This is a genomic window from Nocardia mexicana NBRC 108244, assembly GCF_001613165.1.
GTDB lineage: Bacteria > Actinomycetota > Actinomycetes > Mycobacteriales > Mycobacteriaceae > Nocardia > Nocardia mexicana.
Genome location: NZ_BDBV01000080.1, coordinates 1 through 16,326 on the forward strand (window position 1 = coordinate 1; position 16,326 = coordinate 16,326).

At 63.9% G+C, this 16,326-nt stretch carries 12 protein-coding genes; 5 read left to right on the top strand and 7 right to left on the bottom strand.

The annotated features are described in order from the left end of the window. Nucleotides 1–12: 12 nt before the first annotated feature. The 3 genes from NM1_RS41565 to NM1_RS29615 form a co-directional block, all read right to left on the bottom strand. Nucleotides 13–1,722, bottom strand: coding sequence for a type VII secretion target (locus NM1_RS41565; RefSeq protein WP_147289133.1), 1,710 nt, complete (start codon nucleotides 1,720–1,722; stop codon nucleotides 13–15). Between the two features lie 905 nt (nucleotides 1,723–2,627). Beyond that, nucleotides 2,628–2,900, bottom strand: a complete 273-nt coding sequence (locus NM1_RS29610; RefSeq protein ID WP_068027227.1) for a hypothetical protein — start codon at nucleotides 2,898–2,900, stop codon at nucleotides 2,628–2,630. A gap of 252 nt (nucleotides 2,901–3,152) precedes the next feature. Continuing rightward, on the bottom strand, nucleotides 3,153–3,638 hold the full coding sequence (locus NM1_RS29615) for a dirigent protein (RefSeq protein WP_068027230.1): 486 nt from the start codon (nucleotides 3,636–3,638) through the stop codon (nucleotides 3,153–3,155). Between the two features lie 397 nt (nucleotides 3,639–4,035). On the opposite strand from NM1_RS29615, the gene NM1_RS29620 reads away from it, so the two are divergent. Continuing rightward, the gene (locus NM1_RS29620) at nucleotides 4,036–4,542 is read left to right on the top strand and encodes a hypothetical protein (RefSeq protein ID WP_147289134.1); all 507 of its coding nucleotides are present in this window, start codon (nucleotides 4,036–4,038) and stop codon (nucleotides 4,540–4,542) included. A 355-nt stretch (nucleotides 4,543–4,897) separates the two neighbouring features. After that, entirely contained in the window at nucleotides 4,898–5,806 is a 909-nt protein-coding gene (locus tag NM1_RS29625; protein WP_068027236.1) for a hypothetical protein, read from the top strand. A 453-nt stretch (nucleotides 5,807–6,259) separates the two neighbouring features. On the opposite strand, the gene NM1_RS41570 is transcribed toward NM1_RS29625, so the two are convergent. Together NM1_RS41570 and NM1_RS29630 are read right to left on the bottom strand one after the other, a co-directional pair. Next, complete coding sequence (locus NM1_RS41570) at nucleotides 6,260–6,526, bottom strand: transcriptional repressor (protein ID WP_084520168.1); 267 nt, start codon at nucleotides 6,524–6,526, stop codon at nucleotides 6,260–6,262. Between the two features lie 36 nt (nucleotides 6,527–6,562). Continuing rightward, nucleotides 6,563–8,635 (bottom strand): MMPL family transporter, encoded by a 2,073-nt coding sequence (locus NM1_RS29630; RefSeq protein ID WP_068027239.1) that lies wholly within the window; start codon nucleotides 8,633–8,635, stop codon nucleotides 6,563–6,565. Nucleotides 8,636–8,752: 117 nt separating this feature from the next. Between NM1_RS29630 and NM1_RS29640 the strand changes: the two genes are divergently transcribed. Next, nucleotides 8,753–9,915, top strand: a protein-coding gene (locus NM1_RS29640; RefSeq protein WP_114699856.1) for an IS3 family transposase whose coding sequence is annotated in 2 segments (ribosomal slippage) — nucleotides 8,753–9,037 and nucleotides 9,040–9,915 — 1,161 coding nt in all. Because the reading frame shifts where the segments join, the coding sequence is not laid out codon by codon here. A gap of 9 nt (nucleotides 9,916–9,924) precedes the next feature. Here the strand turns inward: NM1_RS29640 and NM1_RS29645 are convergent. Further along, nucleotides 9,925–10,140 carry a hypothetical protein gene (locus NM1_RS29645; protein WP_068027244.1) on the bottom strand — a complete coding sequence of 72 codons (216 nt, stop codon included), beginning with the start codon at nucleotides 10,138–10,140 and terminating at the stop codon, nucleotides 9,925–9,927. 833 nt (nucleotides 10,141–10,973) lie between these two features. Between NM1_RS29645 and NM1_RS29655 the strand changes: the two genes are divergently transcribed. Continuing rightward, the gene (locus tag NM1_RS29655) at nucleotides 10,974–11,351 is read left to right on the top strand and encodes a Het-E N-terminal domain-containing protein (protein WP_068027251.1); all 378 of its coding nucleotides are present in this window, start codon (nucleotides 10,974–10,976) and stop codon (nucleotides 11,349–11,351) included. Nucleotides 11,352–11,481: 130 nt separating this feature from the next. Further along, on the top strand, nucleotides 11,482–15,126 hold the full coding sequence (locus NM1_RS29660) for an nSTAND1 domain-containing NTPase (protein ID WP_068027254.1): 3,645 nt from the start codon (nucleotides 11,482–11,484) through the stop codon (nucleotides 15,124–15,126). Nucleotides 15,127–15,432: 306 nt separating this feature from the next. On the opposite strand, the gene NM1_RS29665 is transcribed toward NM1_RS29660, so the two are convergent. Further along, nucleotides 15,433–16,266: an SAM-dependent methyltransferase gene (locus tag NM1_RS29665; protein ID WP_068027257.1), complete on the bottom strand. Its 834-nt coding sequence runs from the start codon at nucleotides 16,264–16,266 to the stop codon at nucleotides 15,433–15,435. Between the last annotated feature and the right edge of the window lie 60 nt (nucleotides 16,267–16,326).

Sequence of the window (16,326 nt, forward strand, 5' to 3'; positions counted from 1 at the left end):
AGTGGACCCGGGCTAATCCCGGTACGGCAACGGATGATCAGATGGAGACGCAGCCGACTGTCGGTGTGATGTAACCGCAGCCACCGTGGGTGGCTCGTCAGCGGCATTCTGCACGGTATGCCTGGCTGCGGTGCCCGACGGCACCGCAGACGAAGCAGCAGCGAGCAACGGGTGATTCACGATCTGTCCGTATGCATAGACCGAGTCGCGCAAACATTGGCGGGTCGGCTCCTCACCCAGCAACAGCACCAGCTCGTTGCATCGCCGCTCGAACGCCGCCGCTCGAAGAAGGGAATCGTCGTCTGCTCGCAACTCGCCGAGATCGATGCGGCTCGGATCTATGCGCATCGACGTCATCCATGCCACCAGGAGATCGTCGGAGTCTCGGAGTTCCTCCCACCAGTGCGGCGGGACCGGACGATCTGCACGAACACGCCCAAGAATGCGTTCCCGTCGAGCTGGCAAAGCATATGCCTCGGCTGGATTGGGCCATGTACGGCCGACGCGGGTGTGCGCGTCTATTGCCAATTCGAGGCACCTCGATTGTATTTGCGTGTCGGAAGGCATCACGAGCCGTTCGAGGACCTGCTCGGAACCGGCAAGGCCAAGTCGGTCGACGGTACCGGGTCCGGGCACTCGCAGATCTATGTCGGGCGCGGGCGGCACCGGCCCTTCCATCGCTGCGTCGGCGAAGTGTGAGCGCATGGTGGGATCGACCGATCTAGACGAGGCCAGCGCCGATAGTCGCGCCCCCACCTTCGACCCCCATCTCAGACCGAATTCGACCAGCACTCGCGCCGGATCGTCGATTCCTTCCCACGCGGATCCCGGGCCTCCGGACGTTTCGGTTCCCAGGAAGTCATCCCAGACCCATGGGGTGGAGACTTCGCGCGGAAGAAACAGTCCTGCGGGCACCCAGCCGCGGGCCTCGCTGGATGTGATGAATACGCGGGCACCGACGTCACCACGCATGACCGACACGGCCCAGGACAGCCCCACGACCGCAGGGTCGACGGCGGCCAGAACACTGCGCAGCAGAGTGCGCGCCACTATCAGATCTTCGCAGCCGGGATCGCCCACTACGTGAGGCAATCCTGCGGCCTTGTCAGTCGCGCCCGACACCGCGGAGGCAAACGGCGTGTACACCACCGCCACCGGCATGAGCGGGCCCACCGAGGAATCGGGTTCTTCCACGACAGTGAATTGCTTACTCGCATAACGTCTTTCCGCTGACCTCCCGGCAGGTGCACCGGCCGAGGAGGCAGTTGACGGCAGCAGGGCACCTTCGGCCGTCGGAGGTGTTCCCGCGCCGACCGCATCTCCGCTGCCTGCTGGAGCTGCAGCTACCACGCCTGACTCCGAGAGCTTTGCGTCGAGCATCGGCCCTGGCTGTTCGGCACCGTGTGAGGCCCGGCGAATACTCGAAGCCCCGTCGTCGTCTACCTGTTCGTAGGAGTCCGCCGAATCCATGAGCCGGTCGGCCGTATCGTCGTGATCGTTCGCGAGGGCCGTCCCGGCTCGATGCCTCGCCTCGTAATATACCTCCAGCGCCTGGCGAATCGAATCGGCGACCTTACCGAACTGGTCCTCGAAGGATGCCAGCCATTCAGTCGGCGGTTCGGACCAAGCGCGGATATCCCTGGCAACTTCCCGGTGTTGCTCAGCAGCCTCGCGCAGAGCCTGAGGATCGACCTCCAACCGCTCATACATATCGGCCACCACCTATCGCACCACAGCTCCGGGTCGCTACCAGCGGTATCGGCACAGTGCCGAATCCACGGTCTCGGCATCATCGTGTTCGATACTGCGGACCGACAATATTCCCGGATTTTCGAGCCTACAAGATTCGCACGCATTCCGCGCCTGTCGAGCTATGAAGAAACCCTGAAGATCATAAGTCCCGTCGCTCCTCGACCATGTTTTCTATGCGAAGCGCTGCCGTTGCGATGGTTCGGGTCCAGAATTCGATACATTAGTTCACCACTGTCCGAATGCAACCTTTCCACCCGGCGGTGCTTGTCGAGTCGATGAAGAATTCTATGGATGGTCAAGGGGTTGATATCGATACGGGAGTCCACGTGGATCGCATCGTACAGCTGCTGCGGCGTGTGGGGCTCCCCATCGACCTCCAGGAGATCCAGCACCGCTCGTACCCGATCTATCGACGTACGACGGATGATCCTGGTTGCGGGCTGCTTACGAGCTCGTTCCTCCATGGCTCCCTCCGAACGGCCGAGTACGAGTGCACAGGATGCAATAGCAACTTGTACTAACGTCCGGAGAGCAGAGGCAAGCGATTCGGTGACAGATTCAGAAAACCTTCATGAATCTAACGGCGTGACTAGATCCATGCAACACGACAGGCACGATCGGTAATGTGCAAACGGTCATCACGGTGACAGCGTGGCTCGCGCTGGGAAAAGGGATCTGTATCATCGCGTACCCCAAGCCGTCCGAAGAGCTGGACTTCGATATCCGGGTCTCGACACCAGGATTGCCCTCGCCGTAGCGTCCGCGCTGTGCGTGGGCGTACTGATAGCAACCCACGCCGAGGGTTGAGTCATCGAACCACCCGCCTAACAGCGGCCTGGTCCCGGCCTCGGCCGCCGCAATACCGCGGGATTATCTTACGTTCCGGACCATGCGGATTCCTCGACGTCGATCACCCGAATTTCGCTGCCAGTCAGGGGATTTCGCAGCGGCTCGCCGCTGCGGCGCGTCGGGTCGAGCCGGGTGTAGCCGCCTATCACGCCATGGCATTCGGGGTATCTGGTCGCCGAAATCATGCACCGCATCACCGGCGACAGATTGGCAACGTTCATCAATCGAGAACTGTCGACCGGCTTGTACTCGGCAGAACCGCGAACTGGGCGCTGGGGTTCGAACGCAATATTGAACATCCGTTGCTGGGAACACTATTCGGACCGCACCTCAGGGCGTTCGGCAAGGACAGCGACGGCTGGCAGAAAGGATTCGCCGATCCGCACCATCGCGTTGCGGTCGGCTTCGTCCGTAACCATCTTGCAGGCTTCTCCCCGCTGAGCGCACGGTTGATCGACAGCCTCCACAATGCCTCGACTATAGCGAGTGATCTCAGCGGAGGAAGCACGCAGGTCCACTCCTACACCGAACTTCTTGCTGCGCAACACCCTCTAATAGAAGATCTCCGTCCGCAACCTCTCGTTCGGTGTGGCGATGTCCCAGAAGCGCACGACACCTCTCGCATTGCGGTAGGCGCCCGTTCCGCCGGTGATCGCCATATCGAGGGGGCTTGTTCCTTTGATCCAGAGTGCCTGCACCGCGAGAGCGCCGGCCTCGAGTTCCATCGTAATCAGGCACTGGGTAGTAACCTTCTCGCCGTCCACATGCGTGGCCTGGCATGAGCCGCCGGCGTTTCCGACCTTGCTTCCGTCCTTCATCGCGCTACCGGAGAAGACGTCCATGTCGCCCACACTCGTGCCGCTCGAACCGAGGTCCAGGGCGGAGTATTGGTCGGTCGTAACCTGGAGTTCGTGGACCTCGGGTTCGCTGGCCGCCGAAGTTTGCTCCTCGCTACACCCACTGGTCACGCCGACGAGCAGAGAAGCGGCGGCGACCCCGATAGAGATCCGCTTGAATATCGCTTTTTCGTGTTGCATATTTCCTCTTTTACTAGCGGTTGGTGAGTCCCTGATCCACAGTGATCGAATGCGGCGGGGACTGTTTGACGCCGTCCCAGTGCGCAACCTCCTGCGTGCAGGGTTCGGGCATAAGACACCGCGTACGCAGATTTTATGACACGATGTGACACATATCACAACTACCCGGGCAGCTCCGCTCAGGGACGCTCCCGGTCGCCTGGGTGCATCACTCATCTACAGCCCCACTCGAGCCCTGAAGAAATCTTTAAGATCTGCAGACAGAGCTGCACACTCCATTGCCCATGGCGTTGACTGGGACGGTAGCGATCGGACCATACACCTACTCGCACAGGTGAGAAATCCGCTACCAGACCCTACGCCGAGTCACGCCGATATACGGAAGTGAAGTGTCGCCATGACGTCAGAACCACACGAAGGAATGATGGATCGCGCGGCAGCTCTGGCGTCTAGCTACTTCCCTCTGGTAGATGAGGATGCGATACGCCGACACGCAGACTCGTGGACCGAAATCGGTGGCTATCTGGAGATATTGGCACAAGTTCATGAAACCCTTCTGAAACAGCATTCCAAGAACTCCATCCGGCCCGACAAGTCGCTGACCCAGCTACACCTCCGCGTGTTCGAGAACCTTCATCGCCAGATATTGTACTGTTACGGCATGGCTGAACATTTCATAAAGATGGCCGACATAATCGAACTGGGCAAACTGGAAACCACCGCAATCGCACTGGCTATCATTTCCGGCCTCGACTCGGAGATCGCCACGCTCATGGGTGCACATTCCCCTGAAGCTACACCGGATCTGACGGACGCAGACCAGGCAATGCGGAGGATAGCAACGAGCGTACAACAGCAGATTGCTGAGCTCCCCATGCCCGGATGGACCTCAGCGAAACAATGAGATAGAGCCATTGATCAGTAGCCTCGAAACAAGCGGGACCCACGATGGACGGCGATGGCATGACCAGATATTCCCCAGATGATGGGATCATATCGAACACAACGGCGCAAATGGCCGACGAATATTGTCGCTGGGATGACTCAACAACTTGGAACCTCGGATATAGTTTCTTGCCGAAGACCTTGAGTCTGGATTTCCACAGTGGCATACATCTGCTCGACTTGGGATGTTATTGGAATCGCGAATTATATTACCGAAACCACTCGGCAGCGATTTCTTGCTGATTACGGCAATCTATTGTCTCGACACTCATGATCGCACGCAGCACCTGACAACCCGGTAGCCGGAGGATGCAATGCACCATTCCGAACGCGCGACGACGCAACCCTGGATCTGTCGCGTCCTGCTGCCACTCGCACTGGCGGTGGCGGCGACTGCCTGCACCTCCCAAGCAAGCGACGCGGACAACGCCCCCGCGGTGGAGAAATACCTCGGCATATGGAATTACAACCAGCCGGACCGCACCACCTTGACGAACATCGCGGTGACGGATGCGCCCGGCCGAAACCAGGTGCCCCAGGTCGGGGACATCGTCTTCACTGCCGATGGAACGGATCGGATCATCGGCCGCACGGACGTGGGCTGCACATGGCGCTTCAAGGCCTCCGCCGAATCGCTGGAACTCGACCCCCCATCTCAGCTCTGCCATAACCCCACTCAGCACGTGGCTTACACCGTCTCCAGATGGACGGTCACGGTCGATGGCGATCAAGAGAAGGAAACCATTGCCGCGAAGAGCCACCGCGCGGACCGTGACTATGACTTCGCTGTCCAGAATGGTGCACGCACCAAGGCCGAGGAGTACGACCCGGACGCCACCGACAAGTTCACCGGCACTTGGGCCTACGATCCCGCCGACCCGGCAACCGGGGCCAATCTCCGGGCTACGACCCGCACCGCGCCGGACGGTGCCAGAATGATGGATCAGTCCCAGGAACAGGGGAATGTGCGGATCACACGGGACTACGGCAACCGGGTCACCGCTCGAACCGACAACGGGTGCTCGTGGTCCCTATCGGCCCACGGAAACACCGCAAAATTGGACCCGCCCGTCCAAACGTGCACATTACCCACAGCAGCCGCAATAACCCTGCGGTCCTGGACGATCGCCACCGACGGCGAGCACCAGGCATCGACTATGATCGGCACCGACGAGCGGGGCAGCGAGTTCGTCGTCGGCGTCGGAAGCGTCAGTAGACGCTGATCTGCGTTGGAACACACCAATGGTTTGGGGCCGCTTTGGGCTGTCCTGAGGTTCTGTACGCCGGGCGTGAGATTCCTACTCATTTCAATAGAAGGATCTCCGCCCGTGCCGATGATGTACTCACCGCAATTCCGTGAGCGCACAGTCGCTCTGATCCTCGAAGAAGGCCGGCGCGTTGCTGACGTAGGCGGTTCAGTTCCCACGGCAAGGATTTCGCTGTTCGGTGCACTGTCGAACCTCTGGTCGCGGTCATGGTCGACAGTGCAACACCACCGTGTCGCGCGCTGATGTTCTTCACCGTGCCGATGTCTCCATAGCCGGGCTACGTCGGTGATGGATGATCGCGTCCTCTCGACCATATGGCACATTGGTGCGTGGCCGAAGCAGAGATGTCCCCCTGCTCGTTGACCTTTGGGCGGACAATTTGGCCGCTGCAATCAATGCCGTATGCGGCTACTTAGGCTCGCTGGAACGCATCAGCTCACCCGCTTCGGATCGTTGCGTTTCTACGAGCTCCTGTTCGACCAGAAGGTTAAGGATACGGTAAACGGTGGTTGGCCCGATACGGAGGGAGGTGGCCGTTCGCAGGTCATCATAGAGTTGTTGAGCCGAACGGAAGCGATCATCGCGCCGCAAAACGTCCAGCATTGCCGTTACACGCACGGTTGCGCGATAACGAACCGGCTTGGGGCTGGCCGACCAATGGTCGTCGGGTGGCATACTTGTGATCTCGATATCTACAGGCTCTAGGGCGAATCAATCCAGCCAGCGGGGGAACCACCACGCCGCGTCGCCGAGCAGTGCCAGCACGGCCGGCACGATCGTCATGCGGACCAGGAACGCGTCGAAGAAGACCGCCGACGCCAGCCCCACGCCCACCATTTTGATCATCGCATCGTCGAGTCCGACGAAACCGGAGAACACGGCGATCATGATGGCCGCCGCCGCGACGACGACGCGGCCGCTGTGCCGGAATCCGGTGACAATCGACTGATCGGCCGGTTCCCCGTGGATATAGGCCTCCCGGATCCGGGTCACGAGGAAGACCTCGTAGTCCATGGCCAGGCCGAACACCACCCCGATCAGGAAGATCGGCATCATGCTCATCACCGGACCGGTCTGCTCGACCCCGAGTACATCGGCCAGCCAGCCCCATTGGAACACCGCGACGATCACGCCCAGCGCCGCGCACACCGACAGCAGGAAGCCCAGCGCCGCCTTGAGCGGAACCAGCAGTGACCGGAACACGACCATGAGCAGCAGGAACGCCAATCCGACCACGACCGCCAGGTAGGGCACGAGGGCGTCGGTGAGTTTCTGCGACATATCGATGTTCAACGCCGTGGTGCCGGTGACCAGCATCGACGCCCCGGTCTCCGCACGCAGCTGCCCGGCCTGCCCTCGCAGGGTATGGACGAGGTCCTTGGTCTGGGTGGACGTCGGCGAGGTCGCGGGCACCGCGGTGAGCACGGCGGTGTCCCCGGCCTGATTGAACCTCGGCGGCGATACCGACACGATGCCCGGCGTCGAGGCCACCGTGCTCGCGGCGCGGGTGACCGCGGTTTTCGGGTCGGGTGTGCCCGTCGCGTCGACGACGAGGGTGAAGGGGCCGTTGACGCCTGCGCCGAATCCTGCGGCGAGTGCGTCGTAGGCACGTCGCTGTGTGGTCGAGGCCGGCTGCGACGCATCGCTGGGCATGCCGAGCGCGAGGTCCTTGACCGGGACAGCGAGCACACCGAGCGCGGCGACGGCCACCAGCAAGACCGGGACCGGCCACCGCACGACCAGTCGTGCCCAGCGAGTTTCCATGCCGGCGTTGGTGTTTCGCACCGGCTCCGGCGTCATGGCGCTCCCATCCGGCGTGGGTGCCCGGTCGCGGAGCTTGCGGGGCAGGACGGCGTTCTGGAAGAACCCGAGCAGCGCGGGGAGCAGGGTCAGCGCGATCACCACCGCCACCAGCACGGTGCCCGCGGCGGCCAATCCCATGGTGGTGAGCGCGGGCAGCCCGACCACCGACAGGCCCGCCAGCGCGATGACGACGGTGAGTCCGGCGAAAACCACCGCCGAACCGGCGGTGCCCACGGCGCGTCCCGCGGCCTCGGCCGCGGTGTGCCCGCTGGCCCGCTCGGCGCGGTATCGAGAGACGATGAACAGCGCGTAGTCGATACCGACCGCCAGTCCCAGCATCATGGCCAAGGTGGTGGTGGTGAACGACAGGCCGATCGTGACGATCGCGGCGATTCCGACTCCGATTCCGACCAGCGCCGATACCAGCGGAATCCCCGCTGCCGCAAGGGATCCGAAGGTCAGGACCAGCACCACGGCAGCGACGGCGAGGCCGATCGCCTCGGTGGCCCCGCCCATCTCGGGCCTGGCCTGCATGACGGTGCCGCCGAAATCGACGGTGAGCCCCGCCGCCCGGCCCTGATCCACAGCGTCCTCGAGTGCGGTCTTGGTGGCGTCGGAGATGTCGGTGCTGGGCACCGCGTAGCTGATCATCGCGTATGCGGTGGTGCCGTCCTTGCTGACCGCGCCGGCCTGAAAGGGGCTCAGCGCGTTGGCCACCTGGGGCCCGTGTGCCACCTCGGCGACGACCCTGTCCACCGCGGCCTTGTTCGCCTCGGCGGTGATCTGCTGGCCTGGCGGTGCGACGAACACGATGCGCGCGTCGGCGCCGTCTGCGTTGACGCCGGGGAACCGGGCATCGAGCATGTCGAGGGCCTGCTGCGATTCCGTTCCCGGCATCGACAGCCCGTCCTCGCCCGCTTCGGGCGCCGCACTGGCACCGGCCACCAAGGCAGCCAGCACAGCCACCCAGATCAACGCCACGATGCGGCGCCTCCGCAAGCAGAACCGACCCAGTCGGTACAGGATCTCAGGGGACTGCTGCACAGGTAGGTGACATCTGATTTGGCTTGCCGGAGGGTGAGCCGGAAGGATGCCATCGTGCCCAAGCCCTATCCCCGTGAGTTCCGTGACGATGTCGTGCGGGTCGCCCGCAATCGGGACGCCGGGGTGACGATCGAGGAGATCGCCGCTGACTTCGGGGTGCACCCGATGACGGTGTCGAAGTGGATGCGCAACGCCGACGTCGACGACGGGGTGAAACCGGGGACGACCACGACCGAGTCGGCCGAGGTGCGGGCATTGCGACGCCGGGTCAAGCTGCTGGAGCAGGAAAACGAGGTCCTCAAGCGGGCCGCCGCGTACCTGTCGCAGGCGAACCTGCCGGGAAAATGATCTACCCGCTCGTCCGCGAGCTGGCCGCCGACGGCATCCCCGTCGCGGTGACGTGCCGGGTGCTGGGGCTGGCGCGTCAGCCCTACTACCGGTGGCTCGCAGCCCCGGTCACCGATACCGAACTCGCGCAGGCATATCGGGCCAACGCGCTGTTCGACGCGCACCGCGACGACCCAGAATTCGGCTACCGGTTCCTCGTCGACGAGGCCCGTGCAGCCGGGGAGTCGATGGCCGAGCGGACCGCGTGGCGGATCTGCTCGCAGGCCGGCTGGTGGAGCGTGTTCGGCAAGAAACGTGGCCGCACCAGCAGACCGGGCCCGCCGGTGCACGACGATCTGGTCCGTCGCGAGTTCTCTGCCGATGGTCCAAATATGTTGTGGCTCACCGATATAACAGAACATCGTACGGCTGAAGGCAAACTCTACCTGTGCGCGATCAAGGACGTGTACTCGAATCGGATCGTGGGCTATTCCATCGACTCGCGGATGAAATCGAGCCTCGCCGTGCGCGCTGTCAACAACGCCGTCGCGCGGCGCGGAAGCGTGGCAGGATACATTCTGCACAGCGACCGTGGATCGCAATTTCGTAGCCGAAAGTTCGTGCACGCCTTGATAAGACACGGCATGGCCGGCTCGATGGGTCGCGTGGCCTCGGCCGGTGACAACGCCGCTATGGAGAGCTTCTTCGCGCTCTTGCAGAAGAATGTTCTGGACCGCCGCTCCTGGCCTACCCGGGAAGAACTGCGGATCGCGATCGTCACCTGGATCGAACGGACCTACCACCGCCGCCGCAGGCAGATCAGCCTCGGCCGCTTGACCCCGATCGAATACGAGACAATCATGACCCCACCGGCCAGTCAGGCCGCGTGACCGAAGCTGTCACCTGATCTTGCAGCAGTCCCAGACGTGAGCGCGGTGTGTCGCCTCGGTGTCCAGGGCCGCCACCTGCAGATAGGCTTCGGTCGACTCAGCCAGCCGCCGCTGCCACAGAGTGACCCGTCGTGCGTGCCGCGCCACTCGCTCCGATGCCTCGTCCAGTGCCGCCTCGTCCGCGATCGGAGCGATTTGCTGCTCGTGGCGTTGCGCGTCCGTCAAACGCTTCGGCTTTTCGTTAGGTCTAGAGGGGTGTGAGGAAGAATTCGACATCCCTTCGGCGGCACGCGCTAGTTGTGACTCCCGGCGTGATCGGAACGATCGTTATCGCAGACCACCCCGTGCTCTATCTCCTGGTCGGCATGGTTGGTGCCACGATGCTCCTGCTCGGCTATGTCATCACCATGCCCGCAGGTAGAGACCAGCCGTTTCGCCGCGTCTACGCCCTTCTCTGCCTACTGCTCGACCGCGGCAACGAGCGCGATCCACATTCAGCCGCAACGCGAACCCAACGGCCGACACCCCCGGCCGATGTTGACGACGCGCCCTGCCCGTTGCCCCACGGATCGACTGACAACCAGGCGACTACCGGTAACCGTGAGCAGGAGTAGGGCATCAGTGCTCTGCACGATCAGGCGCGGCGCAGACGGTTGAGTGCGCTCACCGGGGTGGCCCGGCTCGAGCCACTCGTCCCACGATCCGTCGGGAGCCTCGGTAGCCGGGGCCGGTGGCAGGCTGTCGTCCGGTATCGCTGGAGGTCTGCGCGGGCGCTTGTGGCGCCGCCGATGGCGTGTGCTGTTGGGCCAGGTTTCCGGCGGCACCAGCGGACGCTCGTCGAATGGATTGTCGGCCATTACCGAGCCCCCGCTCGGCCCGTGGACGTATCCTCGGTCGAGACTCGCTGCGCTGTGCGGCCGATTGTGATCCCCAGCTGTAGATAGCGGTTCCCAGTTACGATTGGCGACTGGCCGGGGGCATCGCTGTTGTAGTCCGCCGCTGACGGAGGTTGTTGTTAGCCTGTGTTGTACAGCACATCCGATGGGCAGGGGGTAGGTGTGGATCCGTTCACGGTTATCGCGACGGCGTTGGTGGCTGGTGCGGCGGCCGGGGGTCAGGACGCGGCTTCGGCTGCGGTCCGTGACGCGTATACGGCGGTCCGGAACCGTATCCGGCATGGTGCTGCAGCGCCGGAGGAGGTGACCGCGGCGATAGAGGCGAACGAATCGGCTCCGGGAGCCGATGTTTCCAAGATCGAAGCCGCCCTCACGCATGCGGGTTTGGTCGATGACGGTCAGCTGCGGGCCGCCGCGGAGGAGTTGCTGTCGCTGCTTCCCGGCGAGCGGGTCGATCAGGCCAGGGCTCGTGTTGATCTGCGGCATGCTCAGGGTGTCGTGCTCGGAGATCACAACACTCAGCACAACACCTTCCGCTGAGATCGACCGCAGCTGTCCTGGATGCGGGGCGACCGCCGGGGCTTGGATCGATCGTTTGTCGCCTCGTGCAGGGTGTTTCGAGGATCGGTACCTGTGTATTGACGTCCGATGACGGGGGGTTTGCGAAATAGTGGGAGCCGACGAGGACGAGTTCGTTGACGGTGTGGTGCGCGGCGGTGAACGTGTGGTGGATGTCCGTGCCGCGCAGGGGGTGATGATCGGTGCCGGGAACACCCAGATCATCTACAACTATCGCGGCACGTGGTCGGAGGGTGTCGCGCCGGCTCCGCTGATAGATGTGAGCGGTGATGTCGAATCCCCGTATCGGGGATTGGGGCGGTTCACCGAGCGTGACGCACCGTTCTTCTTCGGCCGCGATGCCGCCATCGAGTCTGTGCTGCAACGGCTTTCACGACAGATGTCGCAGCCGGGTTTGCTGATGGTGTCGGGTGTGTCCGGTGCCGGGAAGTCGTCGCTGCTGCGCGCAGGTGTTCTCCCGCGCGTCCGTGGGGCGGGACTGCCCGGGACGCCCGAGGCGCGCGACTGGCCATGTCTGCTTCTGGCTCCCGGGCACACGCCGCTCGATGAACTCGCCTTGGCGACAGCGCAAGTGGCTGGGCTGGACGCGGTGACCGTGCGCCGGGAACTGCGCCGGGACCCCGCCGCATTCGCACTTACCGTGGCTCAGGCCACGGCCACTGCATCGGGGTCGGGAGGTGGTCATGACCGTCGCCTCCTACTGGTCGTCGATCAGTTCGAACAGCTGTTCACACAGTGCCCGGATGATGCCCAGCGCAGGGCGATGATCACCGCTCTGCACGCTGCCGCGACCATCGCGCACGGCGAGTCGCAGCGCGCCGCGGCTGTGGTGGTGTTGGTCGTACGCGCTGACTTCGAGGTTCGCTGTGCCGACTACGAGCAGTTGACCGATGCGATCCAGGACCGGTTTCTCGTGACCGCGATGACCGAGCGGCAGTTGCGTCTGGCGATCACAGAACCGGCCAAGCAGGTCGGATCCCGGGTCGACGACGACCTGACCGCCGGGTTGATCGATGAAACGCTTCACCGCACCACCGATTCAGCCTTCACATCGAATGGTGTGGTGTCCGGAGCCGGGGTGCTGCCGCTGTTGTCGTACGCGCTGGATCGGGCATGGCGCACTCGCGCGGGCGACACGCTCACCGCCGCCGACTACGAGCGAACCGGCGGCATCGAACGCGCGGTCGCCGAGAGCGCGCAACGCGCATACGACTCGCTCACTCCATCGCAGAGAATGATCGCGCGGCAGGTATTCACCCGACTTGCCGTGACCGGCAGCGACGGCACCGACACCGCGGACCGTGTTCCACGCCCGGACCTGACACCAGCCGGTGACCCAGTCGGCGATGTCGATGCCGTGCTGGAGGCGTTCGCGGCCGAGCGCCTGCTCACCCTGGCCGCGGGCACCGTGGAGGTAAGCCACGAGATCGTGTTCACCGCTTGGCCGTTGCTGCGCGACACCTGGCTGGCCGAAACCCACGACAGTCGTGTCGTGTGTACCCGACTTCGCGCGGCCGCGGCCGAATGGGACCTCCATGACCGCGATCCGGCCTATCTCTACTCGGGCAGCGTGCTGGACACCGCCGCTGCCACCGCAGACCGGATCTCGGCCGAGCCGTGGCGCTATCCGCATCTCGGTGACAGCGAGACACAGTTCTTGGCAGCCGGAATCCGCGCCCAGCGTCGCCGCACAAGGCAACGCCGTGCCCTGCAGGGTCTGCTGGTCGTTCTTGTTGTCGCGCTGACCGTCGCCACCGTCGTGGCAGTCCAAGCGAGTCGGTCCTCGGCCCGTCAACGCGACGCCGCCGTGGCACGCGAACTCATCAGCCGCAGCGAACGCCTGGCCACCACCGACCCGCTCGGCTCCCGCTACTCGGCGCTGGCCGCATGGCGCATCGATCCCACCTCCGAGTCCCGTTACGCCATGCTGACCGCCGCCCGCAACCCGCTGAGCGCGATCATCACCGGTCACACCGGGGCGATCGGGTCGCTGACGCTCAGTCATGACGGCAGGACCCTGGCGTTCCCCACCATCGACGACGGGGTGCAGCTGTGGGATACGACGACCCGCCGTCCGCTCGGTGACCCTTTTCCGGCCCCGAGTGGGGTGTACGAGATGGCGTTCAGCGTGGACGGGGCAACCCTCACCATTGTCGGCGGATCCGGCAATGCGCGACTGTGGGACACCGCAAAGCGCCAGCCGATCGGCGACCCGCTCATCGATGCCGGCACCTCCACGCTCGCAGTCAGTCCCGACGGCAGGACGGTCGCAACCCGCGACGACAACGGCATCGTGCGGTTGTGGGACGTCGCCAGCCACCAGCAGGTCGGCGATCCCATCACCTCCACACCCGCTGTCAGATGGGGAACGTTCAGCCCCGACGGCACGACCTTCGCCACCAACGACGCGAACACGATGCAGTTGTGGGACACCACCACCGGCCACCCGGTTCACGACCCTCGCCCGGGTGTCGGCGGCACACTGATCGCTCAGGCAATCAATCGAGATGGCACCACCCTCGCCAGGATCTACGACGACAAGACCTTGCGCCTGTGGGACACCGAGACCGGCCGGGAGGCCGGTAGCCTCCGCGACATCCCCAGCGTCGCGACGGTGGCGTTCAGCCCGGACGGCGAAATCATCGCCATCGGCGGCGGCGACGGTATCGTACGGCTGTGGGATACCGCCACACTCCAACCACTCGGTGACCCACTCACCGGCCACACCAGTGCGATTCGCACACTCGTGTTCACGCCCGATGGAAACACCATCGCCACCGGCTCCGGTGACGGCACCGTCAGGCTGTGGGATCTGACTGCGCGGCAACCGATTCAGCGGGCACCGCTTGCGGAGAGCAGTGCGACGACGACGGCCGCATTCAGTCCGGACGGCACGATTCTCGCCACCGCGGACTCAATTGTCTCCAGGGAGGATCCGGGTGCTGTGCGGCTGTGGGATACCGCCACCCGACAGCAGATCGGCGAGCCGATGAGAACCCCGGCCGGCGACGTCACATCGATGGCATTCAGCCCGGACGGCACCACCGTCACCGCAGCCGGCGAAGACCACCTCCTGCAGGCGTGGGACATCCGTAACCGCCGACAGATCGCCGTCCCTATCTCCGTCGACTCCGGCACCATTCGTTCGGTCGCATACAGCCGAGACGGCAATTCCTTCGCCACCGGTAGTTTCGACGGCAACGTGCGACTGTGGGACATCGCGTCTCACCGGCAGATCGGTAACCCATGGAAACCCACCGGCGGCACGGGCCCGATGGTATTCGGCCATGACGGCACGACCCTTCTCGCCGGCAATGGCCGCACGATACGAGTCTGGGACACCCGCAGCCACCAGACAACTGGCGCCGACCTCACTCTTCCCTCCAACAGCGACGTGCTCGACATGGCACTCAGCCCGGACGGGAACACCCTCGCCGTCGCCGCCAACGACGACACCATTCAGCTATGGGACATGACCACCCGCCGCGCCATCAGCACACCTATCAGCGCACACGCCGGCGGGACAACCGCGATGCCCCTGACCACGGTCGGCTTCGGACCTGAAGGCAGAACCCTGCTCACCTTCGACCCCGAACGCGCCATAAAAACCTGGGATACAAGCGCCACAGCCGATCCCGCAGCCGCACTATGCTCCTGGGCCGACGGCTCGTTCACACAAGACCAATGGACAACGCGGGTGCCCGACGGCCCGGCCTACCGGAAACTCTGCCCCTGAACACCTCGACATAGAGACAGCTACGTAGTCGAGGCGGACCGCGCCGCGGTCCTATAGAGAGGCACTCCCCTCCGGGCGCTGTGCGGGGTGACAGCGGCCCTGACATCCACCCAACAGACCATCGTCCATTGTCGAAACCCAACAAGCCGGGACCGTAGCGCTTTCATGGCCAGGACCAACGGAATCGGAGAAATCGGCGGCGACTCGATGCTCCGACAACACCGTTGATCGATCCTGTACCAAGCCGCCGAGAACAACTGGGGACTCCCGCCACCGATACCTGGGAACCAACATGATCATGCCTGTTCAGCCGCCCGCGGGGCGCCACCTATGACTGGGAGTCGCACCGATGGCACCGAGCATGACCATCCGAGTTTCCGGCAAATCGGGGCGGAGCCACTGCTGTACCGGGACCACACCGGGTTCGAGCAACTCGAACCCGGCAAGGAATGCCTCCGTCTGCGCTGTGGACCGGAAGGCGACCTGGGCCGACGTGCCGTTGGCTGCGGTGAGGACCCGGAGTATCTCCGGGTCGGAATCACTGGAGCCATGAGCGATGGCCAGGTAACTGCCCGGCGCCATCTGATCGCGGAAGGCGGCGATGATGTCGGCCGGATGTTCGTCGTCCATCACGTAATGCAGCACGCCGACGAGGAGGAAGGCTACGGGCTCGTTGAAGTTGATCAGGGTGTGGTTGTTCAGCTGATCGAGGATGTCGTGAGGACGGCGAACGTCGCCCAGCAGTGCCGTGACACCGAGCGCCCCGGCCAGCAGCGCGTCGCAATGGGCGACCGCGACCCGGTCATAATCGACATACACCACCCGCGCGTACGGCTCGATCTCGTGAGCCACCTCGTGCACATTGGGCGAGCACGGGAAACCCGAACCGAGGTCGACGAACTGACGGATACCGGCGTCAGCGGCCATCTCGACCGCTTTGCGCATGAAACTCCGCGTGAACCACGCCAACGTCTTGATTTCGGGTGCGCTGGACAGCATTTGACGCGCCAGGTCCCGGTCGACGACGAAATTGTCGTTACCGCCCAGCAAGTAGTCGTTCACGCGCGCGGAGTTCGGTGTGTCCATATCGAACGCATCCGGGGTTCGTGATAGGTCGGAATCTGTTGCGAGCCTATGCATGACCGGCACCGATCTTCTCGGCTTCGTGTCGCTGGGCCGCGTGCGCGGTGCGGCACGCGC